This window comes from Gemmatimonadota bacterium, assembly GCA_016704275.1.
Taxonomy (GTDB): Bacteria; Gemmatimonadota; Gemmatimonadetes; order Gemmatimonadales; family GWC2-71-9; genus Palsa-1233.
In genome coordinates this window covers 1-23,636 of record JADJAK010000013.1, presented here as the reverse complement: position 1 = coordinate 23,636, position 23,636 = coordinate 1, and the positions used below count along the sequence as shown (strand labels likewise).

Genomic DNA, 23,636 nt, shown 5'->3' with positions numbered 1-23,636 from the left:
CGCCGGGCGTGATGCCGACGCCCTCCGCCACGCCGGAGCGGATCGTCGCGCCTTCCGTCCCGACGCTTCGACGGCATGCCGGCCGCGGTTCGCGTCGGCTTCACGGTGCAGGTCTCGGGGATGGTGCCGGTCGATTCGGCCGGTCGCCTCGTCGGCACCGACCTCAACGGCCAGGTCCGGGCGGCACTTCGGCAATTTCGTCACCGTCGCACGCCGCGCGCGGGCGTCCCCGGCGACGTGGTCCGCCCACCGTCTACCTCTCCGCGATCCTCGACTGAGGCCGTCGAGACCGTGCACCGCCATCCTCGACGTGCTCGGAAAGGACGCACCACCGGCCCTCACCGTGGTCGGCGTGAGTGCCCTGCCCGAAGCGGCGATGCGGGTGATGATCGAGGGGACGGCACAGCTGAGGAGTGAGTTTCCGGATCGGAACAGGATGCGTCCGGGGTCGTGACTCTGGCCATCGATCATCGATGATCGATCATCGATGATCGATAACCAGTCGCTGCAGATCGGCTCAGTTGCCCGGCGCCTGCCACAACTCCACCCGATTCCCTTCCGGGTCATCGAGCCAGGCGAAGTCGCCGTCGATGGTTTCCTGTCGTTCGGCGAGGGTGACGCCGAGTTCACCGAGCTGTTCGGTGAGGGCGTCGAGGTCGTTCACGTACCAGGTGATCTCGACCTGGCGACGGTCGTGCGCGAGCGGGTGCTTCGCCTGATGAATCGAGAAGGAGAGGCCGCCGAAGTCACACCACCACTCGTGGCTGCCGGGTTCGCGGGTGAAGAAGAGGCCGAGGTGGCGCTCGTACCAGTGCGCGAGGGAATCCGCATTGTCGGCAAAGAGGACGATGCCCCGATCCCGACGACCTTCTGTCGCTCCATCTGCGATCTCCAGGTAAGGAAGAAACGAGCGTGAGCTGCGGTGCCGCTACCAGCGCCGGCTGTTGCACAGGGCGATGATCTGCGCGGTATGGTGCTGACCATGCCAGGCGTAGAGCGCCAGGGTATAGCCGAGCGTGGAAGGTCTTGTTGTACTCGGGGTGCACAAAGGTGCGGTGCAGCGCCGCGTCGTCAAGGGTGGACAGCAGCATCCCCCAGCGAACGTGGAGTCCTTCGAGCATCTCCAGCGACGGCGCCACCGTGAGGTGCGTCGAGTCGGGGAGCTTGGCAAACGCCTCCTGCGAGTAGGGGCGGATGACCGGATTCTCCTCGGTCAGCGCCAGCTTGAAGCGCAGGTAGGCATTCAGGTGCGAGTCGGCCAGGTGATGAACAATCTGGCGGATGGTCCAGCCGCCGTCGCGATAGGGCGTGTCGAGCGCGGCATTGTCGAGGCTCGACACGGTCGCGCGGAGTGCGCGCGGCAGCTCGGCGATGGCGCCGCGCCACATGGCCACGAGATGCTCGTCCCAGCCGGTGGGCGCGACGAAGGGTCCGATCGGGTAGCGTGGGTCACCATGGCGACATTTCTCTCCAGACCAGTGGTCGTCGAAGGCGATCAGGTTGATGCCGCGCCAGCCGGAAGTGTACCGCAGCCCAGCCATGGTCGCGGGTGAGCGTCGTGGCGCGGCCGGACGACTGCTTCGGGTACGCCACCCAGAGCGTGCCGCCAGCGACGAGCGCCTTGAGGGCCGTCGGGAGCCGGCGTGCGAGTGCCTCGGCCGTGAGGGCGTAGAGGACCACCACGTCGGCGTTGGCCGTGGCCGCTCGACTGACGCGTTCGACACCGGCGGGCAGTGCGGCGAAGGTCGCGCGCGCCGCCGTGTCGGCATCGAGGACCAGCAGCCGCTGCCCGGCGCGGAGGCTCATCTTGGCGACAGTCGGCCGGGTCGAATTGGTGGCCACGCGCGCCGGCTGGTCGCTGCGCAACATGTCGAGGGTCTTCGCCAGCCGGCGCGCCCGCGTCTCCGGCTTCTTCGCGGTGAGCAGCGCCTCGATGTGTTCCCGCTGATGGGTATAAGCGAGCGCACTGAACACCTTGCGCAGCGCCGGTTCTGCTCGGAGCGCCGCCCGCAGATCGGATGGCTCGGCCAGCGGCGGGCGTGGCGACGTCATGCGCGGGACCCGCGACCAGGCATCGAACGCGCCTCCATCAAAGCGTGATCTGGATGCCGGAGGTGAAGAGGCGGTCCGTCGAAAGGAAGCCTGGCTGCGGCAAGCCGTCGTAGCGGATCACGTAGCTCAACTTCACACCGACCTCCTTGGTGATCGGGGCAACGACGGTGCTCTCGGTGTTGATGCGGAGGTCTTCCTTCTCGCGGAAATTCGGCAGCAACTCGATCGTCTGTGCAAACGAGGCCTGGCGCCGAGCTTCTGGGTATAGGCCGTCGCCGCGCGCCCACCGAGGAAGTCCTGGTTGGGGCGCTTGGCGGGGTCGACCGAGCGCTGTGCCGTCACCGAGACGCCGCCCTCGAGCGTGAGGCGGTGACGCGGGTCGGCGTGGAGCAACGCCGTCAACCCGGTGTTGGTCGCGATGCGGGACGCGAGGCCGGCGAAGACGTTGCGCTCGTAGTTGACCTGGGCGTAGATGCCGAAGGTGGTCTGCAGTGAGTAGTCCTGAGCGGAGCTGCGCCCGATAGAGCGAGGTCACCGTCTTCCCCTTGCTGCGCCCGTGCACCAGCGAGAACTGCTGCGAGATGGTGACCACGCCGAACTTGGCGCTGACCCGATCGCCGAGGTTCAAGGTCTGCACCGACGAATTGCCCGCAGTGCTGACGTAGCCGAGGTCGCCGGTGAACTTGATCACGTTGGGGCTTCGGCGCGGGCGTCGGTGCCACCGGCGGGGCCACGGCACCAGTCGGCGGAGGCGTCGTGCCGGCCTGCGCCGCCAGCCCGACGGGCAGCAGCGCGAGGACGAGGGCACGGCGGGCGATGGAGAACATGGAGTGGCTCCGGCGGGCACGACGCGACAGGACGACGCCCGCCACCTGCCAGGCGCCCGGATCCCCAGAAAGTAACCCCTTCCGCGGCCCGGACGCCCCCGGTCTGATCAGAATGCCAGCTGCAGTCCCGTGGTGAGAATCCGATCTGTCTTGCGGAAGCCCGTTTCGGGAAGTCCGTCGTAGCGAATCACGTAGCTGGCCTTCATCGCCACGCCGCTGGCGAGCGGGGCGGCGAGTGCTGTTTCGCTGTTGATGCGGAGGTCGTCGCTGGTCTTGAAGTTGGGCAGGAACTCCAGCGTCTGCCCGAAGCTCGCCTTGGGGCCGAGCTGGCGGGCATAGAGCAGTGCCCCGCGCCCGGCCGCGAATTCCACGCTCTTGCCGACCGCCACGGCATTCTGCCATGTGTAGCCGCCGCCGATCTCGGCGCGGAGCTTGTCCTTCTCCGCGTCAACGAGCTTCGCGGCCACGCCGAGCTGCGGCGCATAGCGCGACGAGATGCCGGCGAAGGTGTTGCGGTCGAACTCGGTGACCACGAAGAGCGAGACCTTTGACGAGAGGTCGCGCGCGCCACGCAGGGAGGCGATCCACAGCGAAGTGTTCACCTCGCCGTCATTCTTGCCGTACACCACGCCGCCGGTCTGGGTGAACTTCCAGCCGCGCTGGGTGGCCTCGAGCTTGTTGCCGAGGTTGACGGAGGTGATCTCGGTGTTGCCGGTGGTGTTCACGAAGCCGGCATCGACGGTGAGCTTGACGGTCTTGACCGTGTCGGCGGGCGCGAGGGCGCTCATCGCCAGGAGGAGGGTGATCATGCGCCAATGAATAAAACGGCCGAGGCGGGGGAGTTCCCTGCCCGGCCGCCGGTCCTGCGGGTGGGTTATGCGCCGCGGGCGAAGACGATGAAATCGGTCGAGATTGGCGTCCCCTCTTCCTGGCGAATGCCGAGCATCACCTGGCCGCGATGATACATCCCGTGCAGACAGACGTGGTGGAGGATCTCGGCGACAGTGTTGTCGAATCGTTCGCCGCGGGTATTGGCGTAGCTGACCACCCGCTCGCCATCACCATCGTCGAGGGCACCCTGCATCATCACGAACTCGGCGTGGTTGGCGGCTGCGAGTTGGCGACATTCCTCGAGCGAGAGCGTCGGCCACACCAGCACATCACCGCTCCGGCCGGCAATCCTGGCCAACCACACCGCTTCGGCGCCGAGGACGTGGGCGTAGAGCCGCAGCAGCTCGGCGTCGGGCATGGGGAGCGTCGCCAGCGCGTCCGCGGTGCGGAGGTCGGCCCAGATCAGGTGGTCGAGTAGGCGGGTGAGCATCGGGGCAGTCTCTCCGGAAGGCTATTGCGCAGGAATCCCGAAGACCGCCGGCAACGGCCCCGCGCCAGGATACTTGGCGGTCACCAGACCGCGCGCCGCGACGCAGAGCGTCCCCGCGGCGCCAGCCGCCGTGCCACAGGTGACGTCGCGGCCGGTGCGATTGGTGAGGTCGCTGATCGGGACGGGAGTGTAGTTCACGAACTCGGTGCTGAAGGTTGCCGACTCGACGAACGAGAGGCCGCCCCAGACCGAGCCGCTCCGGTTTTGGTTGAGCGTAACGAGCGCAAAGGCGATCTGCGTGAGGTCAGTCGCGTTCTCCCGACCGGGGATCGCGACCGGCACCGGACCAAGCGGCGTGGTCACGGAGGCGCCGAGCATGTCGCGCCCCGCCCCCAGCACCAGAGACCCCGCTGATCGCGACACCACACGCCGTGTCCTCCCAGTCACCGAGCGCGATGCGCGAAAACCTGGTCGGAGTCTGCACGAGTGCCGGATAGATGGTCCGACCCGGACCCGTCTGCCCGGTTTGTCCTCGCGTATTCCGCCCCCAGCACCACGCCTCGCCCGCCGCGGTCAGGGCGCAAACATTCTCCCAGCCGACCTCGATCAACACGAAGCGAACCGGCGTATTGATCGGCAACGGGGAGACGACCACACCCTGGTCGGAGATGACGCCAAGCAGGAACTTGTCATTGCGACCCCAGCAGAATCCCTCCCCGGTGGCGCTGAGACCACAATACGCCGGCGGGGAAACGGCCACGCCACTCCCGCTGAGTCCGTGGAGCACCGGGTAACTGCCGGCCAACTCGGCTAGTCCAGTCACCACGCCATCGACGCCGAGTGTGAAACAGGAGATCCGCCCCGACTCCGCCACGGCGCACCCCTTCATCCCCGGCAAGACGTCATCGACCAACACCACCTCGGTGAACCGCATCGCCCCGCCCACAGCGGCCCAGGTCGGATTCGCCGCACCGAGTGTCGGCGGCAGGCCGCAACGCAATACACCGTCGGCATACACCACGCACATCCCGGGGCCACCACCGGTGACGTACCTCGGTGACTGACTCGACGCCGCCGCGGTGAAGTTCGCCGCAGGGATTTCCTGACCGGCGACGGTCGCCGCGAGCCGCTGCGTCCCGATACCGGCGCCGAGTCGCCAGGCACTGCGCGCGACACCGTCGGCATCCGTCACGGCACTGCTCGGCTCGGCCACTGCACCTGCTTCGGTGCTGGCAAAGTTGACGGTCGCCCCAGCGACGGGATCGCCGCGCTGATCGACGAGCCGGACCGCCACCTCGGCGCCGAGCCGATAACCCGGTGTGCCACTCTGCGAGTTCCCGCTGACGACCTGCAGGGAGGTGGCGACAGGCGGCGCGACGACAGGGTCCTCGGCACAGCCGAGGACCGCAAGAAGAGCGCACGGCAGAAGGTACGACGAGTGGCGCATGTGGCACCTGCGCGAGAGGGGTGAGAACTACTTCCTTTACGATACCCTCGCACGCCCCCCGCCACCGGTGGCGGGGAGCGAGTCCGTCAGGCTCAGACCACGTTCCAACCTGCGCGATAGGGTCGCGTGAGGTACTGGTTGGCACCGACCTGATTGGTGAAGGCCATCTTCGCCGCGTCGTACTGCAACTTCTGCGGACCCGAGTTGAGCGCGGCGGCGTGGCGCACCGCGGCGACGCCCAGGTGCATCGTCTCGACGAGCTTGGCGGCGTATTCAATTGGCGACGAGGCGACGTCGGTGCCCTTGATGGCGTTGACCCAGTTCATCTCGTGCGTCGTGGTGACGCGCCGCTCGGTCTTGGGCACCTTCTTGGCCTCTTCCATGAGGGCGGCCGGGAAGAGTTGCGGCTTGGCACCATACGTCTGGTGCACCAGCACTCCCTTCTCGCCGACGATGAAGACACCACCCTCGGTGACGTACTTGAAGTCGTCCGGGAGCGCGGCCGGCCGCGGCGCCATGAGGCCGCCATCATACCAATACATCTTGAAGGCCGGGCGCGTCGCTGTGGCTGCAAACTCCCACTGCACGTTGGTCGCCATCGGGAAGGAGGCCGCATTGGTGCGCGGTCCGCCGAAGGGCGTCGACGATCCCTCGACCGTGGTCGGGTAGTCGAGGCCGAGCGCGTAGAAGGGGCCGTCGACCAGGTGGGCGCCCATGTCACCGAGCGCGCCGCCGCCGAAGTCGAGCCAACCGCGCCAGGTGAACGGATGGTAGATCGGGTGATAGGGAATCTCGGGCACGGGGCCGAGGTAGAGATCCCAGTTGAGCGCGTCGGGCTTCACCACATTGGCCGACATCCCGTTGGCGAGGATGTTGTTGATGGTGCCCTGGCTCCACTGCGAGCCCGGCGCCGGCATCGGCGGCATCTTCGCCCCTTCGGCGATCGGACGCGGGACGGCCTGCGGCCAGTAGCCGAGCGGGCGGTCCGTGTAGATGTGCACTTCCTTCACCGCGCCAATCAGCCCGGCCTGGATCCACTCACGGATCAGGCGAGTGTCTTCGCGCGAATGGCCCTGGTTGCCCATCTGCGTCGCCACACCACTCGACGCGGCCAGCTTCGCGAGCATCCGCGCCTCGGCCACCGTGGCACAGAGCGGCTTCTGGACGTAGACGGCCTTCTTCAGCTCCATCGCGGCCTTGGCGACGACGGCATGCGTGTGGTCGGGCGTCGCGATGATGACGCCGTCGATCCCCTTCTCCTTGTCGAGCATCTCGCGGAAGTCGGCGTAGCGACGCGCCTTGGCGTGGGCAAGATGAAGCTTGTTCGGGGTGCCGTCGCGATTGACTGCCGGCCCGACGCGCCGATCGACGTAGTCGAAGTCGACGTCGGCGACGGCGATCAGATTCTCGGAGAGGATCTGCGTCGTGTTGCTCGCGCCCATGCCACCCGCGCCGACCACCGCGATGTTGGCAATATCGCTCGGCGCCGTGAAGCCCTGCCCGCCGAGCACATGGCGCGGCACGATCATGGCGCTCGCCGCGGCGGCTCCGGAGGTGGCGATGAAATCACGACGATTGACCTTGCGACGGGACATGAGCAGCCCTGGCGTTGAGAGTGTCGACGATGTGGCGGGATTGGCGGTGTACATCGGGATTCCGATGGGTGGAGGGGCGACGCAGGCGTCGCCCCTACGGGATCTCGATCGGGGTGGGGAAAGGGCGACGCATGCGTCGCCCCTACGACATCGGCCATCCGGACGGCACGACCCCCTGTGCCAGCCGCGGCGAGCCGCCACCCTTGCCGCCGTGCGCCGCGATCACGGCCTTCAGCAGGGCCCCGACGTCCACCCCGCTGTCGGCGCTGCTGCCGAGCACCACTGACGGGGGCGAGACGAGGATCAGGACGGCCTTCGCTTCGGCCGCCGCCGCCTGGGCCATCGCCTTGAGCAGTGCCGCTGACTCGGTGGTGGCGTGGTGCACCACGTGGCGGACACCCTCGGCATCGGGCGTGGCCGCGTCCAGGAGGGCGCGGACGCGGTGCCCCGCGAGCTCGGTTTCGAGCACCGCGAGCTGCGCCCGCAGCGACTGCAACTCCTCCTGTCGCTTCGGGACGAGCGCCGCGAGCTCATCCTCCGCGCACGACAGCGCTCGCGCCAACGCCGCGACGAGCGCATCACGCTCGGCCAGATGCGCCAGCACCCGTCCGCCCGCGAGGAAGCCGACCCGCAGATGCCCACGCACCTTCTCGACGCCCGTGATGACGATCGCACCGATCTCCGCCGTCGTCGCCACGTGCGTCCCGCCGCACGCGCTCCGATCGAGCCCGGCGATGGTGATGACGCGCAACTCGCCGTCGCGCGGCGGCGCCTTCCGGAGTCCCGCGGCGACGGCATCGGCCGACGCCTCGAACGACACCGTCACCGGCAATGCGGCCCGCACCGCCGCCTGCGCCCGCTCCACGAGCTCGGCCAGCTGCGCCTCGCTGCCGTTCGCCACCGCGAACTCGATGGTCGAATGCTCGGCCCCGAAGTGCACCGACGCCGTCTCCCAACCGAACGTGTCGGCGGCGATCGCGGAGAGGAGGTGCTGCGCCGTGTGCTGCTCCATATGATCGGTGCGGCGGGCGGCATTCACCACGCCACGCACCTCACCCAGCGGGAGCGGCGCGGCAAGGACGTGGATGATCCGCTCGTCGTCGTCGATCACGTCGATCACCGGCACGCCGCCGAGCATCCCGGTGTCGTGCGGCTGCCCGCCGGAGGTGGGGTAGAAGGCGGTCTGATCGAGGACGACGCGCGTGAGGTCGCCGTCGTGATCGATGACGGTGGCCGGAAAGTCGAGGAGCGTGGAGGAGGTGTAGTAGAGGCGGAGGGTCATTGTTGGGATGTCGGTTGAGAGTCGCTGGTCGTAAGTCGTAAGTCGTAGGTCGTAGGTCCTTCAGGATGGTGCTTTGCTCATGCTCGCAGGCTGTGGCCGAGTTTGACTTACGACTTACGACTTACGACTTACGACTCCGTTGCCCCTCGCCACCAGATTCACCCCGAACATCGTTCCCCGCCCCGGGATGTTTCGGAAGGTCGCGAGGGTCCGGAGCGGCTCCTGCTGCGGGTCGCGGGCACCTGTCTGCTGATCGACGGTGAGGACAGTGCAGCGCGCGCACGGCTTCACCGCATCGAAGGTGACGTCGCCCAGCGTGAGCGTGGTCCAGGCGTCCTCGCTCCAGGCCGGCGCGCCGGTGAGGACGATGTTGGGGCGAAAGCGGGCCATCGGCACGGGATGCTCGAGGCGGTGGTTGAGGTCGTCGAGCGATTCCTGCAGCACCGCCAGCACCGGATAGCCGTCGGCGAAGGCGGTCTCCGCGTCGGGCCTGGGCGAGTAGCGCGGATCGAGCCGCCTGGTCGCCTCGCCGCCGAAGTGCACCAACCGGCAGGGATGGCCGACCACCTCCGCAAACCACTCGGCGGCATGGTCACCCTGGTCGGTGGCGGTGACCTGGTCATTCCAGATCGTCACGTCGCGCGAGGCGCCCTGCGGATCGAGCTCAAGCACCAGCGTCTCGACCCCGGGCGCCTCGACGGTGAGGATGCTGCCGTCGAAGGTCGGGGTGACCGTCGCCAGCACCGCGGCCTCCCGCTGCGAAACGAAGCGGTCGTTGCTGTCGACCAGCATGAAGCGACGGTCGCCGACGAAGCCGAGCGCATCGACCACGGCGGAGTCGATGGCGTGGCCGCGGCAGGCTTTGATGGGGTAGCGGTGGAGGGAGGTGAGGTGCATTCGGGAAGTATAGTCTGAGTCTTGTGTAGGCTCAGGGGGGGGGGGGGGGCCGGGGCTGCTATCGATCATCGATGATCGATCATCGATGATCGATGCCCGCCTTGCGTATATTGAGGACTACTCCAACCCCGACCGACCATGCGCCTCGCACCCCTTGCCCTGATGGCAGGCCTTTTCGGCCAGCCTGTTCCGGACCAGCAGCACAACCTCCTCCCGGTCCCGGCCTCGGTGACGATGGGGGCGGGCTCCCTGCTGCTGGACTCGACGTTCACCGCGGCGATCACCGGCTACCGTGACCCGCGGCTGGAGCGGGCGGTACAGCGGGCCATGCGGCGACTCGAGGCACGGATGGTGGTGGCGCTGCCGCGGAGCATCGGGGGCACGGCGCCGACCAAAGGATTGATCGTTCAGGTGGGGCGGGCCTCGCCGGCGGTGCCGTCGCTCGATGACGACGAGTCCTACCGACTCGACGTGACCAAACAGACCGTCACGCTCACGGCGCCGACGGTTGTTGGCGCGATCCGCGGCCTGGAGACGGTGCTTCAGCTCTATCAGCAGGATGCCAGCGGGGCCTCGCTGCAGATGGCGACGATCACCGATGCGCCGCGCTTCCGCTGGCGCGGTGTCCTGGTCGACGCTGGCCGCCACTTCATCCCGGTCGAGGTGATCACGCGCACCATCGACGGGATGGCGATGGCGAAGCTGAACGTCCTCCACTGGCACCTGAGCGAAGACCAGGGCTTCCGCGTCGAGGTGAAGGCGTTCCCCAAGCTCCACGAACTGGGCTCGGACGGCGACCACTACACGCAGGCGCAGGTGAAGGCCGTGGTGGCCTACGCAGCGGATCGCGGCATTCGCGTGGTCCCCGAGTTCGACATGCCGGGCCACATGACGGCGTGGTTCGCGGCCTACCCCGAACTGGCGAGCGGCAAGGGGCCGTACCAGATCGACCGGAAGTGGGGCGTGTCGCATCCGGCGATCAACCCGACGGTCGAGAGCACCTACCGCTTCCTCGACACCTTCATCGCCGAGATGGTCACCCTCTTCCCCGACAAGTCGTGGCACATCGGTGGCGACGAGGTCGAGCCGACGGAGTGGAAGGCGAACCCGACCATCCAGGCGTGGATGAAGGCGAACCGCATCGCCGATGCGCACGCGCTGCAGACCCACTTCAACACCCGGCTCTTCGCGATCCTCAAGAAGCATGGCCGCCAGCCGGTGGGCTGGGACGAGATCCTCGCCCCCAATCTCCCTGCCGGCGCGGTGATCCAGTCGTGGCGCGGCACCAACTACCTGATCACCGCGGCGAAGCAGGGCCGTCAGGCGATCCTCTCGGCGCCGTACTACCTCGACCACATCAAGACCACCACCGAGATGTACCTGAGCGATCCGCTCCCCGCGGGACACGATCTCACGCCGGCGCAGCAGGCGCTGGTGCTGGGCGGCGAGGCGTGCATGTGGGGGGAGTACATCACGCAGGAGACGATCGACTCGCGCCTCTGGCCGCGGCTGGCGGGTGTGGCCGAGCGCTTCTGGTCGCCGGCGTCGGTGCGCGATGTCCCCGACATGTATCGCCGGCTCGAGGTCTTCTCGCGTCGGCTCGAGGAAGTCGGGCCGGTGCATGAGTCGCACACGGCGCGGATGGTGCGCCGCTTTGCCGAGGGCGACGATGCCGCCACGCTGGTCGGACTGCTGGAGTACGCCCGGCCGCGCGGTTTTGCGGGGCGCGGCACCAATCAGTTCTCGCCACTCACCCGGTTGATCGACGCGGCGCGCCCCGACCCTTGGAATGGCTGGCGGATGCAGGCGCTCGCCGAGCAGGCCGTGCAGGGCGATGCGCGCGCCGGGGGCGTCCTGGCCGACCACTTCCGGGCGATGCAGGGCTTCACGCCGCTGCTCGACGCGATGGTTGGGCGGACCCCGATGGCGACGGATGGACTCCTGGTGGCCCGCGCCCTCAACACCCTGGGCCGCATCGGTCTTGAGGCCCTCGACTACCGGATGCGGAAGGTGCAGCCGTCGGCAGGGTGGCTCGCCACCACCGACTCGACGCTCAAGACGATCGAGGGGAAGACGTTCGGGTTGTTGCGGCCGGTCGGGGCGGAGGCGGTTCGGCGTCTCGTTGCGCCAGTGTCCTCGGTCCCGTAAGCTTCGGGGTTCCCTCCACTCCCCTTTGCTCCGAGGCCAGCCGATGTTCCGACGCGCGCCTGCTCGCGTGCTCGTTTCCTGCGCCGTGGCGATGCTTGCCGGTGCGGCAACCGCTCACGCCCAACATGACATGAGCGCCATGCATGCCACCCCGAACACCCTGACCGAGGCCGAGAAGAAGGCCGGCTGGACGCTGCTCTTCGACGGCAAGAGCATGAAGGGATGGCATCTCTACCAGAAGCCGGGGCAGATGACGGGGTGGGAGGCGAAGGATGGGATGATGGTGAAGACCGCCACCACCGGCGACATCATGACCGACAAGCAGTTCGACTCGTTCGAGCTGGTCCTGGAATGGAAGATCGAGTCGAAGGGGAACAGCGGCATCTTCTTCTGGGCCACGGAAGGCACCGAGGTGGTGTACCAGAACGCCCCTGAGATCCAGGTGCTCGACAACATCGGCCACCGTGACGGCCTCTCGCCGCTCACCTCCGCCGGCGCGCTTTACGGGCTGGCTCCGGCATCCCCCGACCTCGTGAAGCCGCTCGGCGAGTGGAACACGATGCGGATCATGACCCATGGTGCGATCGTCGAGACGTGGTTCAACGGGACGAAGATCGCCGACCAGGTCGACTTCGATTCGCGCGCCTTCAAGGATGCCGTGAAGAAGACCAAGTTCGCGCAGTGGCCCACGTATGGCCTGGCGCGGAAGGGAAGCATCGGCCTGCAGGAACACGGCAACACCATCTGGTACCGCAACATCAAGATCCGGGAGATCAAGTGAGCACACGCCTCCGACTCCAGATCATGATGTTCCTCCAGTACTTCATCTGGGGGAGCTGGGCGGTCACCCTCGGCACGTATCTCGGGCAGACGCTCAAGTTTGACGGGGCCCAGATCGGCCTGATGTATGGCACCACCGCGATCGCCGCGATCGTGACGCCGTTCGGCCTCGGCACGATCGCCGACCGTTTCCTCCCGACCGAGAAGATGCTCGCCGCCCTCCACCTGACCGGGGCGGCGCTGCTCTATTATGTCTCGACGCTGAGCACCTTCGACTCGATGTACATCGGGATGCTCCTCTACGCGCTCTGCTACATGCCGACGCTCGCGCTCACCAACTCCCTCTCGATGAGCCACCTGAAGAACCCGGCCGCCGAGTTCGGATCGATCCGCGTCCTCGGCACGATCGGCTGGATCGCCGTGGGCCTGCTGCTCGGCAAGCTCGGCGTCGACGCCACGGCCACCCCGATCCGCATCGCCGCGATGGCGTCGGTGGCGCTCGGTCTCTTCTCGTTCCTGCTGCCGCACACGCCGCCGCCGAGCAAGGGCAAGCCCTTCTCGTGGCGCGATGCCGCCGGCATCGACGCCCTGGCCTTGATGAAGGACCGGTCGTTCACCGTCTTCCTGTTCGGCTCCTTCCTGCTCTGCATCCCGCTCCAGTTCTACTACGCCTTTGCCAACCCGTTCCTCAACGAGATCGGCGTGGCGAGCGCGGCCGGCAAGATGACGATGGGCCAGATGAGCGAAGTCTTCTTCATGCTCTTCATCGGCGTCCTGCTCCGGAAGCACGGCATCAAGACGATCCTGCTGGTGGCGATGGTCGCCTGGGCCGCGCGGTACTACGCCTTCGCCTACGGCAACGCCGACAGCAAGGTGTGGCTGATCTATGCCGGCCTGCTGCTGCACGGCGTCTGCTATGACTTCTTCTTCGTCTCCGGCCAGATCTACGTCGACCAGCAGGCGGGCCCGAAGGTTCGCGCCGCGGCCCAGGGATTCATCGCCCTGGTGACCCTCGGCTTCGGCAACTTCGCCGGCTCCTGGCTCTCGGGACGGATCGTCGACGCGCACAAGCTCGCCGACGGCACCCACGACTGGACCGCCATCTGGAAGGTTCCGGCCATCGGTGCGGCGGTGATCTTCCTGATCTTTGCGGTGGCGTTCAAGCCGAAGACGGTTGTCGAGGCACATTGACGAAACGATGATCGATGATCGATGGTCGATGATCGATGGCGCCGTGCAGGGCGACATGTCTCCCCTGACCGTCAGCTATCGATCATCGATCGTCGACCATCGATCATCCTGCTTCCGGAGTTCCCCATGCCAACTCGTCGTTCGGTTTTGAAATCCGCCGCCGCCGTCGGCGCCGCCTTCCACATCGTCCCGCGGCACGTGCTCGGGCGTGGCTTCACGGCGCCGAGCGACACGGTGCGGCTCGCGGCCATCGGCATCGGCGGCAAGGGCGAGTCCGACATCACCGAGATGGTGAAGGCCGGCGCGTCGGTCGCGGCGCTCTGTGACGTCGATTGGCGGTCGGGGGCGAAGTCGTTCGCGCGCTACCCCGACGCCAAGCAATTCAAGGATTACCGCGAGATGCTGGCGACGATGGGGAGCGAGATCGACGCCGTGTCGGTGTCGACGCCGGATCACACCCACGCGGTGGCGACGATGGCGGCGCTCAAGCTCAACAAGCCGGTGTTCACGCAGAAGCCGATGACGCGGACGATGCATGAGGTTCGCGCCCTGGTGGCCGAGGCGAAGGTCCGCAAGGTCGCGACGCAGATGGGCAACCAGTTCCATGCCGGCGCCGGCACGCGGATCATCCGCGAGGCGTACGAGGCCGGCCTGATTGGCGAGATCCGCGAGATCCACTATTGGACCAATCGTCCGGTCTGGCCGCAGGGCCTCGAGCGGCCGACCGATGCGCACAATCCGCATCCGACCTTCGACTGGAACCTCTGGCAGGGCCCCGCGCCGGAGCGGCCGTACAACCCGGCGTACGCCCCGTTCCGCTGGCGCGGCTGGTGGGACTACGGCACCGGCGCCCTCGGCGACATCGCCTGCCATGCGATGGACGCGGCGTTCTGGGCGTTCGATCTCCGCAATCCGGCGCGCATCACCCCCGAGTCGAGCCAGATGTTCGAGGAGACGGCACCGAAGCAGTCGCGCGTGCAGTACGACTTCCCCGCCACGGCAAAGCGCCCCGCGGTCAAGGTGGTCTGGCGCGACGGCTCGATCTGGCCAGCGCGCCCGATGGAGCTCGGCGACAAGGATCAGTGGCCGATCGGCGAGGTGGGCGGACAGATGTGGGTGGGCACCGACGGCGCGATGGTCGCCGATGCCTATGGCGACTCGCTCCGCATCCTGAATCCGACGCGTCACGCGCAGTGGCTCAAGACGCCGCCGAAGCCGACCTATGCGCGGTCGCCGGGGGCCTACGCCGAGTGGATCAACGCGATCACCGGGAAGGGTCCGGCGCCGCTGTCGAACTTCGTCGACTACTCCGGGCCGCTGACCGAGATGGTGCTCTACGGTTGCCTCGCGGTGCGCTCGGGCCGGATCATCGAGATCTCGCCTGAGGGGGTCATCAAGACGCCGCTGCCGCCGGAGTGGATCACCCCGACCTACCGCGCGGGATGGTCGCTCTGATCACCATCGAGGCCTGTGTCGACAGCGTCGCCTCGGCGGTTCAGGCAGAGCGTGGCGGCGCGCATCGGGTCGAACTCTGCGACAACCTAGCCGACGCCGGGACGACGCCGAGCCACGGCGTGCTCGTCGCCGCCGTGCAGGCGCTCAGGATTCCCGTCTTCCCGATCATCCGGCTCCGCGGCGGCTCGTTCATCTATGATGCCGACGAGATCGCCATCATGACCGCCGATGTCGCGCATGCCCGCGAGTGCGGCGTCCATGGCGTGGTGATCGGCGCGCTCACGCCTGAGGGCGACGTCGACGAAGCGGCGGTCCTGGCATGGAAGGAGGCCGCGGGCGGACTGCCGCTCACCTTCCACCGCGCGTGGGATGTCTGCCGCGATCCGGCGGGTGCACTGGAGACACTGATCCGCCTCGGCGTCCAGCGCGTCCTCTCCTCCGGCCAGCGCGAGAACGCCTGGGACGGCCGCGCGAACCTCGCCGCTGGCGTCACTCAGGCGGCCGGCCGCATCTCGATCATGGCGGGTGGTGGGGTCGACGAGCACAACGCCGCCGAGCTCATCAGCGCCACCGGCGTGCACGAGATCCACGTGCGCGGCACCGCGCCGTTGCACGAGATGATGTCGTTCAATTCGCATCCAGTGCCGTTCCGGAAGAACTGGCCGGAGGATGAGCGGGTCAGGATGGTGACGGATGCTGGTCGAATCGGGGAGATTGTTGGGAGGGTGAACGGTGAACGGTGAGGGGTGAGGGGGTCGAATGTTGTCATCCTGAGCGAAGCAGCCCGTAGGGCTGCGCAGTCGAGGACCTCTTCCTTTTCGCGGTTCGGAGGGCCTTCGACTCGCCCTTGCACCCCTTCCCGGCCCGTCGTCCCCCGCTCCGTGACCATCTCCTGCACCCCTTCCGCCAGATACGCCACGATCCCCACCATGATGATGGTTCCGAGCGCGATCAGGAGGAAGTCATCCGTCCCGCCGCGAAGCGCCGGGCCGAATGGCGTCGTGGCTTCACGAAGCGAGGTTCCGCCGATCTCCATCTGAATCCACCCCTCGATCGGGGCGCGGACGGGGACGACGACATAGGCGGAGGGTGCGGCGGCAGCGGCGCTCAAGAGCGCCAGCCAGTTGGGCTGGTTGCCGACCGGGAATGCGACGAAGTACTGGATCGACACTGCCAGGGCGGCGGCGACGAGACCGACCATGCCCGCGTGCGAGACGCGTTGGCGAAGGGCGATGGTCATGATGAGGATCTCCAGGAGGATGTTGCTGGAGCTGCCGAGGAGCCTCCCGTCGGAGCGGCAGCGAATAAGCCAGTATCGTCTTCAAGGAGCGTGCCTGTAGGGCGCGGGTCAGTGGACCTCGATTTCGTCGAGAAAGACCCATGATGTTTCGCCTGCGCCGCTATGCCAACGGGGGAGTCGGCCGCCATTGATTGCGACGACCCGGATGTAGCGTGCGCGCGTCGCCGCCGGCAGCCCAAGGGTGATGCGCGGCCGCGACCGCCCATCCGGGGTGACCTCCTGTTGCACCGACCGCACACCGCCATCTTCCCACCGGACACCATCTTCCGAGACCGAGACGCGGATTTCCTTCGGCAGGAGGATCCACGACCGGACCTCCTCGAGCATGGAGACCACGACCGACTTGACCGGCATGGCGACGCCGAGGTCGATGGTGGCATCGACGTCCATCCCCAACCAGCCGTTCCAGAAGCCGTCAGCGAAGCTCGTCCCCTGCACGCCGTCGGTGAGCGTAAAGTTGCCAGTCCCCGGGTACTTGGGGTCGGCAGGTCGGGCGATTTGCACCGGCTTGCCGACCGCCAGGTGGGAGACCATCGTCACGCGGCGTGCCTCTCGCACCATCCGCCCGTCGTAGCGCCCCTCGATGATCCACTCGCCGCGCCCCTTGAAGAGGGCGCCGTCGGCCACATCCGCGAATGTCTCGCTGTCGGCGCGCCGCATCGCGAGCGTCACGCCCGGGACGGACTTGGTGCGCACGCGCAGTCCACCCGCCGCACTGTCCCAGTCGAAGGTGATCCGAAGCAGGTCCTCGTCGGCCGGGCCGATGGCGTAGCCGGCACGGGCGAGACGGGCGAGTTCTCCGCCATCCAGCCGCGCCTGAAATTCCGCGATCTCCGCCGGCCCGCGCCACATCGTCTCGGCGAATCCGAGCAACCGTGGCAGCCACATCAGTTCCACATTCGCCGGCGAGGTCACATGCTCGGTCCAGAGTGGTGCCTCGCCGCCGAGCAACTTCCCTGGCCCCGGCACGGTGCCCAGTTTGGCGGAGGGGTCGAACTGCAGCACGCGCGCGAGCGGCAGTTCGTTGGCTGGACGATTGAGATAGACCCACTCCGAGGGCGAGGCGATCACGTCGGCGCCCGCGGCAAGCCCCGCGGCGATGCGGTCACTCCCCTGCCACGCCTGCACGGTGGCGCCCTTGGGCAGCCCACCGTCGAGGATCTCGTCCCATCCGGTGAGCGACCGACCGCGCTCCGAGAGCCAGCTGCCGATCAGCGCGATGAACCAGCGCTGCAACTCGTGCTCATTCTTGAGCCCCTCACGGCGCATGATCGCCTGGCATTCGGTGCATGCCTTCCAGCGATCCTTCGGCACTTCGTCACCACCAATGTGGATGTAGTGGGACGGGAAGAGCTCGAGCACCTCGGTCAGCACCCCCTCCAGGAAGCGGAAGGTGGTGACGGTCGGACAGAGGACATCGCCGAAGACGCCCCACGTCGTCGGCACCGGCAACGGCGCCCCGGTGCAGCTCAGTTCGGGATAGGCGGCGATCGCCGCCCGTGCGTGGCCCGGCATCTCGATCTCCGGCACCACGGTGATGCCACGCGCCGCCGCGTACGCCACGACCTGACGGACGTCCGCCTTGGTGAAGAAGCCGCCGTAGCGACTGCTGTCGGCCTCGGTGCGGAACGCCCCGATGCTGGTCAGCTTGGGATACTTGTCGATCGCGATCCGCCATCCCTGGTCCTCGGTGAGGTGCCAGTGGAAGACATTCAGCTTGTAGCGCTCGAGCAGGTCGATCCAGCGGAGAATGTCGGCGACGGGAAAGGTGTGGCGCCCCACATCGAGCATCGCGCCGCGCCACGGGTAGCGTGGGGCATCGTGGAGTTCGACGCCCTCGATGCGCCCACCGCCTTGCGCGGGCAGCAGTTGCCGCAGCGTCTGCAGTCCGTACCGGATGCCCTGCACGCTCGGCGCCGTGATCAACCCGCCGATGCTGTCGACATACAGGGCGTACGATTCGTCCGTGGCCACACCGCCCTGAATCGCGAGGCGGAGTGCCGAGGGCTGGGTGCTGGCGACGACGCGCACCACGCGCTTGGCATCACGAAGTTGTGCGGCCGCGAAGCGCTGCGCCTCCGTGCGCGACAGCGAATCGGTGGCGACGATGACCAGCGTGTCGCCGACGCGCCACGATCCCGCCCGTGGTGTGACCTGTTCGATCTTCGGAATGATCCGCGTGGCCGGATGCTGGGCCGAAAGCGGAAGCGCCGTCACCGTGGCGAGAAGGAGTACGGCAGTGGCGTCACGCATCGGCACCATCCAGGAGGAAGCGGGCCCGTTGGGCCGGAGTCGGGGGCAGGCAGCGGTCGGCGCCACCGGCCAGGCGGTGACGGAGCGTCGCGATCACGGCATAGCCGGCATCGCGCAGCGGACGGGGAATGATCGCGAGGAGCGCGGCGAGTCGCCAGCCACCGCCGAGGTAGCGCGCCAGGCGGAGCGCGGCGTCGGAGCGGATGAGCAGCCGTTCTGGGGTGGTGGCGGTGGCGGGCTCGAACCAGAGCAGCGAATCGGCGGTGGCGTCGGGATGCCGGACGCGAAGCGCTCCGCCCAGCGACCCCTCGAGGGGCGCGAAGCGGAGCGAGCCGTGCGGGTCACGCCGGAGGATCCACTGGACGGTGCCGTTGCACAAGCCGCATTGGCCGTCGTACAACAGCACCGGTCCGCCGTCCATGGTGCGTTACATCGCCAGGATGGCGCGGGCGATCACCATGCGCTGAATCTCGGAGGTGCCCTCGCCGATCGTCGTCAGCTTGACGTCGCGATAGAACTTCTCGGCCGGGAACTCCTTGATGAAGCCGTAGCCGCCGAAGATCTGCACCGTCTTCTCGGTGGCTCGCACCGCGACTTCCGAGGCGTACAACTTCGCCATCGCCGAGGCGGTGGTGACGCGCTCGCCGGCGTCCTTCATCGTGGCGGCCTTGTAGCAGAGGAGGCGCGCGGCCTCGATCTCGGTCGCCATGTCGGCGAGCATGAACTGGATCGCCTGGAAGCCGGCGATCGGCTGGCCGAAGGCGGTGCGCTCCGAGGCGTACTTGCGGGCCGCGTCGTAGGCGCCGCGCGCGATGCCGAGGGCGATCGCGGCGATCGAGATGCGGCCACCGTCGAGCGTCTTCATCGCGTCCTTGAAGCCGTAGCCTACCTGGCCGATCACGTTGGCGTTCGGGACGCGGCAGTTCTCGAGGATCAGCTCGGCGGTGTCGGAGATCCGCATGCCGAGCTTGTTCTCCTTCTTGCCGGCGCGGATGCCGGGCGTGCTCATCTCGATCGCGAAGGCGGTGATGCCGTGCTTCTGGTCGTTGCGGTCCGTCACGGCGAGCACCGTGGCGAGCTGCGCGTGCGTGGCGTTGGTGATGAAGTTCTTGGTCCCGTTGAGGATCCAGTCATCGCCATCGCGCACGGCGACCGTGTGCATCCCCGACGCGTCGGAGCCGGAGCCCGGCTCGGTCAGTGCCCAGCAGCCGATCCACTCGCCGGTGGTGAGCTTCGGCAGGTAGCGCTGCTTCAACTCTTCCGACCCGGCGACGTTGATGTGGCCGATGCCGAGCGAATTGTGCGCGGCGACGATCAGGGCGATGCCTGATTCGACGGCGGCCAGCTCTTCGAGGATGTTGACGTAGTCGATATAGGAGAGGGCCGCACCACCGTACTGCTCCGGGAAGACGGCGCCGAGGAGACCGAGGTCGCCAAGGGCCTTCACGGTGGGGAGCGGGAAGTGCTGCGCCTCATCCCATTCCATCACGTGCGGGAGGATCTCGGTGGCCGCGAAGTCGCGGACCATCTGCTTGATCTGTTCCTGCTCGGGGGTCAGACTGAAATCCATGACTGCGAAACTCGGAGGAAAAAGGTGCGCGGAAGATCGTTGGACGGGACGTTTGAGGGTAGGGTGGTGGATGGGTGAACGGTGAACGGTGTGGAAGGTGAGGGGTGAGGGGTGAGGGGGGTTGTCATCCTGAGCGGAGCACCCCGAAGGGGTGCGCAGTCGAAGGACCTCGATCACTTCGCGCCGGACAGGGGTCCTTCGACTTCGCGTCGGCTACGCCGCCGCTACGCTCAGGATGACATGGGCTCCCCCACCCCTCACCCCTCATCTGATCCCAGTATCGAACTGCAACGTCACCCCGCGCGTTTCCGGCGCGACGACGGTCAGCGGCTGCGACACGGTACCCGCGCCCATGATCGGCGCATCCACCGAAGGGATGACCTGATAGCTGCCGGGCGCGAGGGCGATGGCGAAGTGTCCGTTGGCGTCGGTGCGGAAGCTCCGCACGGTGCGGCCATTCCGGACGACGGTGAAGTCGGCGACCAGCGGCCCGTCGCATGACTGGTCGACCTGGCAGACTGGTTGGAGCGGACCGCGGAGGATCGTTCCGTCGACGGGAACCGTGTCGGCCGAGGTGGGTGAGGCGCATGCCGTGATCATGGTGAGCCACACCACGCCGCGGACGAAGGGCGACGCATGCGTCGCCCTACGGTTTGTGTTGCCATTTGTCCTTCGCTTGGAGGACGGTGCGGGGGCCGTCGCCGTCGAGCCACGCGCGGGCGGCCGTGTCGTTCTTGAGGTACGCGTCCCAGAACGCCGTCGAGAGCCCGAGGATGACGCGGTGGTGGTTGGGATTCCGCTTGGCGGTGCGCATCCCCTGTACATCGCCGAAGGCGGAGTGCTGCGCGCCATCGAGGACGAGTTCGTACTTCGATCCGGGCGGGAGGGCGGGATAGACGGCGAGTCGGTCGGCCACGTCGATGTCGCCGATCGGCGAGGTGTCTTCCGTGCCGGTCATCAACAGCCACGGCAGCGCGACCTTCCCGAACGCCTGCGCGGCGCTCCCGGCACGAGGTGCGCTCGGCGAGAGGATCAAGGCCGCGTCGATGCGCGCGTCGGTGAACTGCGTCCCGCGTCCTGGCATCGACTGGCCGCTGACGCCCTGTGTGGTGACGGCGCCGAACGAATGCCCCGACATGCCCACGTGCGTCAGGTCGAGCCGCCCGGCGAGTGGGTGGCCGCGCGTGGTCTGCCAGCGCGCGAGCTGATCGATGACGGCCGGCACGTCGGCGAGGCGGAGCATCAGGTTCTCGGCGGATGCTGCCCGCTTCATCGCGGCGATGGCCTGCACCGGGCGCACGCCCTTCCACACCGACTCATCGCTGCCGATATGCTGCATCGCGACGACGACGTAGCCGCGCGCGGCCCAGTGTTCGCCGAGGTAGGCGGCGTTCTCGCGGGAGCCGCCGAGTCCGTGCGAGAAGAGGACGACGGGGGCAGCGGCGGCGGTGGCCGGGAGGAAGACGCGAATCGGGATGTCGCGTTGCCGCGCGGCGTCGCGCATCGTGAGGTCGATCGGTGGTGCGAGCTTCGCGGCCGGCAGCGCGAGCGGATCGTAGTGCTGCGCGGTGAGCGGCGCAGCGACGAGGAGGAGGGCGGTTGCCAGATGGCGCGGAGTGGTGGCGAGCATGCTGGAAGCTAGGTGGGGGAATCCTTGGTGTCATCGTCGTCTTCGCTGCCGCCGCGGAAGCCGTCGGCGAGGTGATCGCGATCGGTGCTGTCGAAGAGGGAGACGAGGTCATCGCGCGTGCCGGAGGCGCGGCCGGTGATCTCCTCGGGGAGTGGCTCCTGCCCTTCGAGTGCCGGATACCCGGCGCCATCGTGGTGCCATCATCGGACGGCTCGGTGCGGCGCAGCGCCCTGGGCAGATCGCTGAACTTGCGGCGCGGCTTCTTCGGTCTGGACATCGACGGGACTCCTGGTGGTGGTCAGTGCTGGTTGTCGCGCCCGACGATGCTCGCGATGGCGTGACGCAACTTCTCGGCGGCGCCATCGACGCTCTTCGCCACGCTGTCGGCGACGGCGTGCACGGCGATCGGCGGGCGGCCGCTGAGCCGTGCCTCGATCCGGCAGCTCTTGTCGTTGAGGCCGCGCTTGTCGGCGCCGTTTTCGTCGCTCACATGAATCTCAACGCGGGTGATCTGATCTGCGAACGCGCCGAGGGCGCCGCGGACGGAGCTTTCGGAGTGTTCGGTGAGGGCGGCGGTGGCGGTGATGTGACGATCGCTGTTGAACTGGACGAGCATGGAGTGCTCCTGGGTAGGAGGATCGAATGTCGGTGCAGGATGGAGACGAGGCAATCGGTCGGAGGATGGACAGCGCGGAAACGTGAAAGGTGAGAAGTGAACGGTGACCGGTGACCAGTGAGACCGTACTGTGGCCGTCAGGCACGGAGTGAAAGGTGAACGGGGTCCCGGATCGCATTTCTGGGTGCCGACGGCCGTCCGAGTAGGTGGCGATGGTTCCGCGTTCTCATCGCGGAGTTCTCTGTGCAGCACAATTCGCCCCTCTTGCGTGCCATGCAGTCCAATTTGCGCCTGAGGCACTTCTCGCCCCGGACCGAGGAGGTCTATCTGGCCTGGGTCGTTCGGTACGTCCGCTTTCATCGGTTGCGGCATCCCCGGGAGCTTGGGGCGGCGGAGGTGCGCGCGTTCCTAGGCCATCTCCCGAGGCGCGGCAGTTGTCGGCGAGCAGCGTCAACCAGGCGTTGGCGGCGTTGCTCTTTCTGTATGGCCAGGTGTTGCGCCAGCCATTGGAGGCGTTGGGGGCGTTGCCGAGGGCGAAGCAGCCGGAGCGGTTGCCGGTGGTGTTGACGCAGGAAGAGGTGCGGCGGGTATTGGCGGAGCTGGACGGGGTGGCTCGGCTGATCGGCGTGGTGCTGTACGGGAGCGGGATGCGGCTGACGGAGTGCCTGACGTTGCGGGTGAAGGACCTCGACCTGGAGCGTGGGGAGTTCCGGATCCGGCGGGGGAAGGGGGCGAAGGATCGGGTGACGGTGATGCCGAGGGCGGTGCGCGGGGCGATCGGGGAGCAGATTCGGCGGGTGGCGGCGCTGCACCGCGGGGACTGTGTCGAGGGGGCGGATGGGGGGTGGGTCATGTTGCCGGAGGCGCTGGACCGGAAGTACCCGGGGGCTGGGAGGAGCCTGGCGTGGCAGTGGCTCTTTCCGGCGAGTCGGCGCTACCGGGACGCAGCCAGTGGCCACTGGGTGCGGCATCATTGGCATGAGTCGGCGATGCAGCGGGCGATGACGGCGGCGGTTCGGCGGAGCGGGATCACGAAGCGGGCGAGTTGCCACACAATGCGACATTCGTTTGCAACACATCTCCTCGAGAGCGGGGCGGATATCCGGACGGTGCAGGAGCTGCTCGGGCATCGGAGTGTGACGACGACGATGATCTATACCCACGTGCTGAACCGGGGCGGGTTGGGGGTGACGAGCCCGGCGGACGGTGGCGGTCTTGGCGACCTACTCGGCGGTTTGGCGGTTTAGCTTGCATGGGCGTACCGTACGGATG

At 67.6% G+C, this 23,636-nt stretch carries 24 protein-coding genes and 1 pseudogene; 8 read left to right on the top strand and 17 right to left on the bottom strand.

The genetic code is table 11. The annotated features are described in order from the left end of the window. The first annotated feature begins 310 nt into the window (after positions 1-310). On the top strand, positions 311-454 hold the full coding sequence (locus IPG05_16235; protein ID MBK6496622.1) for a RidA family protein: 144 nt from the start codon (positions 311-313) through the stop codon (positions 452-454). Between the two features lie 63 nt (positions 455-517). On the opposite strand, the gene IPG05_16230 is transcribed toward IPG05_16235, so the two are convergent. From IPG05_16230 to IPG05_16180, 11 genes and pseudogenes are all read right to left on the bottom strand, one after another. Next, a complete protein-coding gene (locus tag IPG05_16230; GenBank protein ID MBK6496621.1) occupies positions 518-895 on the bottom strand; it encodes a hypothetical protein in 378 nt (125 codons plus the stop codon). Between the two features lie 33 nt (positions 896-928). Next, positions 929-1,541 (bottom strand): annotated as a pseudogene (locus IPG05_16225) (putative metal-dependent hydrolase). Then, positions 1,450-2,052, bottom strand: a complete 603-nt coding sequence (locus IPG05_16220) for a YdeI/OmpD-associated family protein (GenBank protein ID MBK6496620.1) — start codon at positions 2,050-2,052, stop codon at positions 1,450-1,452. The pseudogene IPG05_16225 and the gene IPG05_16220 overlap by 92 nt, the downstream one beginning before the upstream one ends. Before the next feature lie 37 nt (positions 2,053-2,089). Beyond that, positions 2,090-2,743 (bottom strand): DUF481 domain-containing protein, encoded by a 654-nt coding sequence (locus IPG05_16215; protein ID MBK6496619.1) that lies wholly within the window; start codon positions 2,741-2,743, stop codon positions 2,090-2,092. Between the two features lie 243 nt (positions 2,744-2,986). Continuing rightward, a complete protein-coding gene (locus IPG05_16210) occupies positions 2,987-3,688 on the bottom strand; it encodes a DUF481 domain-containing protein (GenBank protein ID MBK6496618.1) in 702 nt (233 codons plus the stop codon). A gap of 65 nt (positions 3,689-3,753) precedes the next feature. Further along, on the bottom strand, positions 3,754-4,200 hold the full coding sequence (locus IPG05_16205) for a DinB family protein (GenBank protein MBK6496617.1): 447 nt from the start codon (positions 4,198-4,200) through the stop codon (positions 3,754-3,756). Between the two features lie 21 nt (positions 4,201-4,221). After that, on the bottom strand, positions 4,222-4,563 hold the full coding sequence (locus IPG05_16200; GenBank protein ID MBK6496616.1) for a hypothetical protein: 342 nt from the start codon (positions 4,561-4,563) through the stop codon (positions 4,222-4,224). After that, positions 4,505-5,647 carry an Ig-like domain-containing protein gene (locus IPG05_16195; protein MBK6496615.1) on the bottom strand — a complete coding sequence of 381 codons (1,143 nt, stop codon included), beginning with the start codon at positions 5,645-5,647 and terminating at the stop codon, positions 4,505-4,507. Before IPG05_16195 ends, IPG05_16200 begins: the two co-directional genes overlap by 59 nt. 92 nt (positions 5,648-5,739) lie before the next feature. Next, entirely contained in the window at positions 5,740-7,242 is a 1,503-nt protein-coding gene (locus IPG05_16190; GenBank protein ID MBK6496614.1) for a Gfo/Idh/MocA family oxidoreductase, read from the bottom strand. Between the two features lie 142 nt (positions 7,243-7,384). Beyond that, positions 7,385-8,524: a hypothetical protein gene (locus IPG05_16185; GenBank protein MBK6496613.1), complete on the bottom strand. Its 1,140-nt coding sequence runs from the start codon at positions 8,522-8,524 to the stop codon at positions 7,385-7,387. A 114-nt stretch (positions 8,525-8,638) separates the two neighbouring features. After that, positions 8,639-9,421, bottom strand: a complete 783-nt coding sequence (locus IPG05_16180) for an MOSC domain-containing protein (protein MBK6496612.1) — start codon at positions 9,419-9,421, stop codon at positions 8,639-8,641. Between the two features lie 162 nt (positions 9,422-9,583). Here IPG05_16180 and IPG05_16175 point away from each other — a divergent pair, with 162 nt between their 5' ends. The 5 genes from IPG05_16175 to IPG05_16155 all read left to right on the top strand — a co-directional run bounded on the left by IPG05_16175 (position 9,584) and on the right by IPG05_16155 (position 15,738). Further along, on the top strand, positions 9,584-11,569 hold the full coding sequence (locus IPG05_16175; GenBank protein ID MBK6496611.1) for a family 20 glycosylhydrolase: 1,986 nt from the start codon (positions 9,584-9,586) through the stop codon (positions 11,567-11,569). Positions 11,570-11,699: 130 nt separating this feature from the next. Beyond that, the gene (locus IPG05_16170) at positions 11,700-12,350 is read left to right on the top strand and encodes a DUF1080 domain-containing protein (protein ID MBK6496610.1); all 651 of its coding nucleotides are present in this window, start codon (positions 11,700-11,702) and stop codon (positions 12,348-12,350) included. Then, entirely contained in the window at positions 12,347-13,540 is a 1,194-nt protein-coding gene (locus IPG05_16165) for a nucleoside permease (protein MBK6496609.1), read from the top strand. Before IPG05_16170 ends, IPG05_16165 begins: the two co-directional genes overlap by 4 nt. Before the next feature lie 126 nt (positions 13,541-13,666). Further along, positions 13,667-14,995 (top strand): Gfo/Idh/MocA family oxidoreductase, encoded by a 1,329-nt coding sequence (locus IPG05_16160; GenBank protein ID MBK6496608.1) that lies wholly within the window; start codon positions 13,667-13,669, stop codon positions 14,993-14,995. Next, a complete protein-coding gene (locus tag IPG05_16155; protein ID MBK6496607.1) occupies positions 14,983-15,738 on the top strand; it encodes a copper homeostasis protein CutC in 756 nt (251 codons plus the stop codon). The genes IPG05_16160 and IPG05_16155 overlap by 13 nt, the downstream gene beginning before the upstream one ends. Positions 15,739-16,343: 605 nt before the next feature. On the opposite strand, the gene IPG05_16150 is transcribed toward IPG05_16155, so the two are convergent. From IPG05_16150 to IPG05_16130, 5 genes are all read right to left on the bottom strand, one after another. Next, positions 16,344-18,548 (bottom strand): family 20 glycosylhydrolase, encoded by a 2,205-nt coding sequence (locus tag IPG05_16150; GenBank protein ID MBK6496606.1) that lies wholly within the window; start codon positions 18,546-18,548, stop codon positions 16,344-16,346. Continuing rightward, on the bottom strand, positions 18,541-18,969 hold the full coding sequence (locus IPG05_16145) for a DUF393 domain-containing protein (protein ID MBK6496605.1): 429 nt from the start codon (positions 18,967-18,969) through the stop codon (positions 18,541-18,543). Before IPG05_16145 ends, IPG05_16150 begins: the two co-directional genes overlap by 8 nt. Before the next feature lie 6 nt (positions 18,970-18,975). Beyond that, positions 18,976-20,118, bottom strand: a complete 1,143-nt coding sequence (locus IPG05_16140; protein ID MBK6496604.1) for an acyl-CoA dehydrogenase family protein — start codon at positions 20,116-20,118, stop codon at positions 18,976-18,978. 264 nt (positions 20,119-20,382) lie between these two features. Continuing rightward, on the bottom strand, positions 20,383-20,718 hold the full coding sequence (locus tag IPG05_16135) for a hypothetical protein (protein ID MBK6496603.1): 336 nt from the start codon (positions 20,716-20,718) through the stop codon (positions 20,383-20,385). Positions 20,719-20,764: 46 nt separating this feature from the next. After that, positions 20,765-21,748, bottom strand: coding sequence for a dienelactone hydrolase (locus IPG05_16130; GenBank protein MBK6496602.1), 984 nt, complete (start codon positions 21,746-21,748; stop codon positions 20,765-20,767). On the opposite strand from IPG05_16130, the gene IPG05_16125 reads away from it, so the two are divergent. Further along, positions 21,718-22,089: a hypothetical protein gene (locus IPG05_16125; GenBank protein ID MBK6496601.1), complete on the top strand. Its 372-nt coding sequence runs from the start codon at positions 21,718-21,720 to the stop codon at positions 22,087-22,089. The two genes, IPG05_16130 and IPG05_16125, sit on opposite strands and share 31 nt — an antisense overlap. Here IPG05_16125 and IPG05_16120 read toward each other — a convergent pair. After that, entirely contained in the window at positions 22,047-22,364 is a 318-nt protein-coding gene (locus IPG05_16120) for an HPF/RaiA family ribosome-associated protein (GenBank protein MBK6496600.1), read from the bottom strand. The genes IPG05_16125 and IPG05_16120 overlap by 43 nt on opposite strands. Before the next feature lie 212 nt (positions 22,365-22,576). Here IPG05_16120 and IPG05_16115 point away from each other — a divergent pair, with 212 nt between their 5' ends. Beyond that, positions 22,577-23,611: an integron integrase gene (locus IPG05_16115; GenBank protein MBK6496599.1), complete on the top strand. Its 1,035-nt coding sequence runs from the start codon at positions 22,577-22,579 to the stop codon at positions 23,609-23,611. The last annotated feature ends 25 nt before the right edge of the window (positions 23,612-23,636 follow it).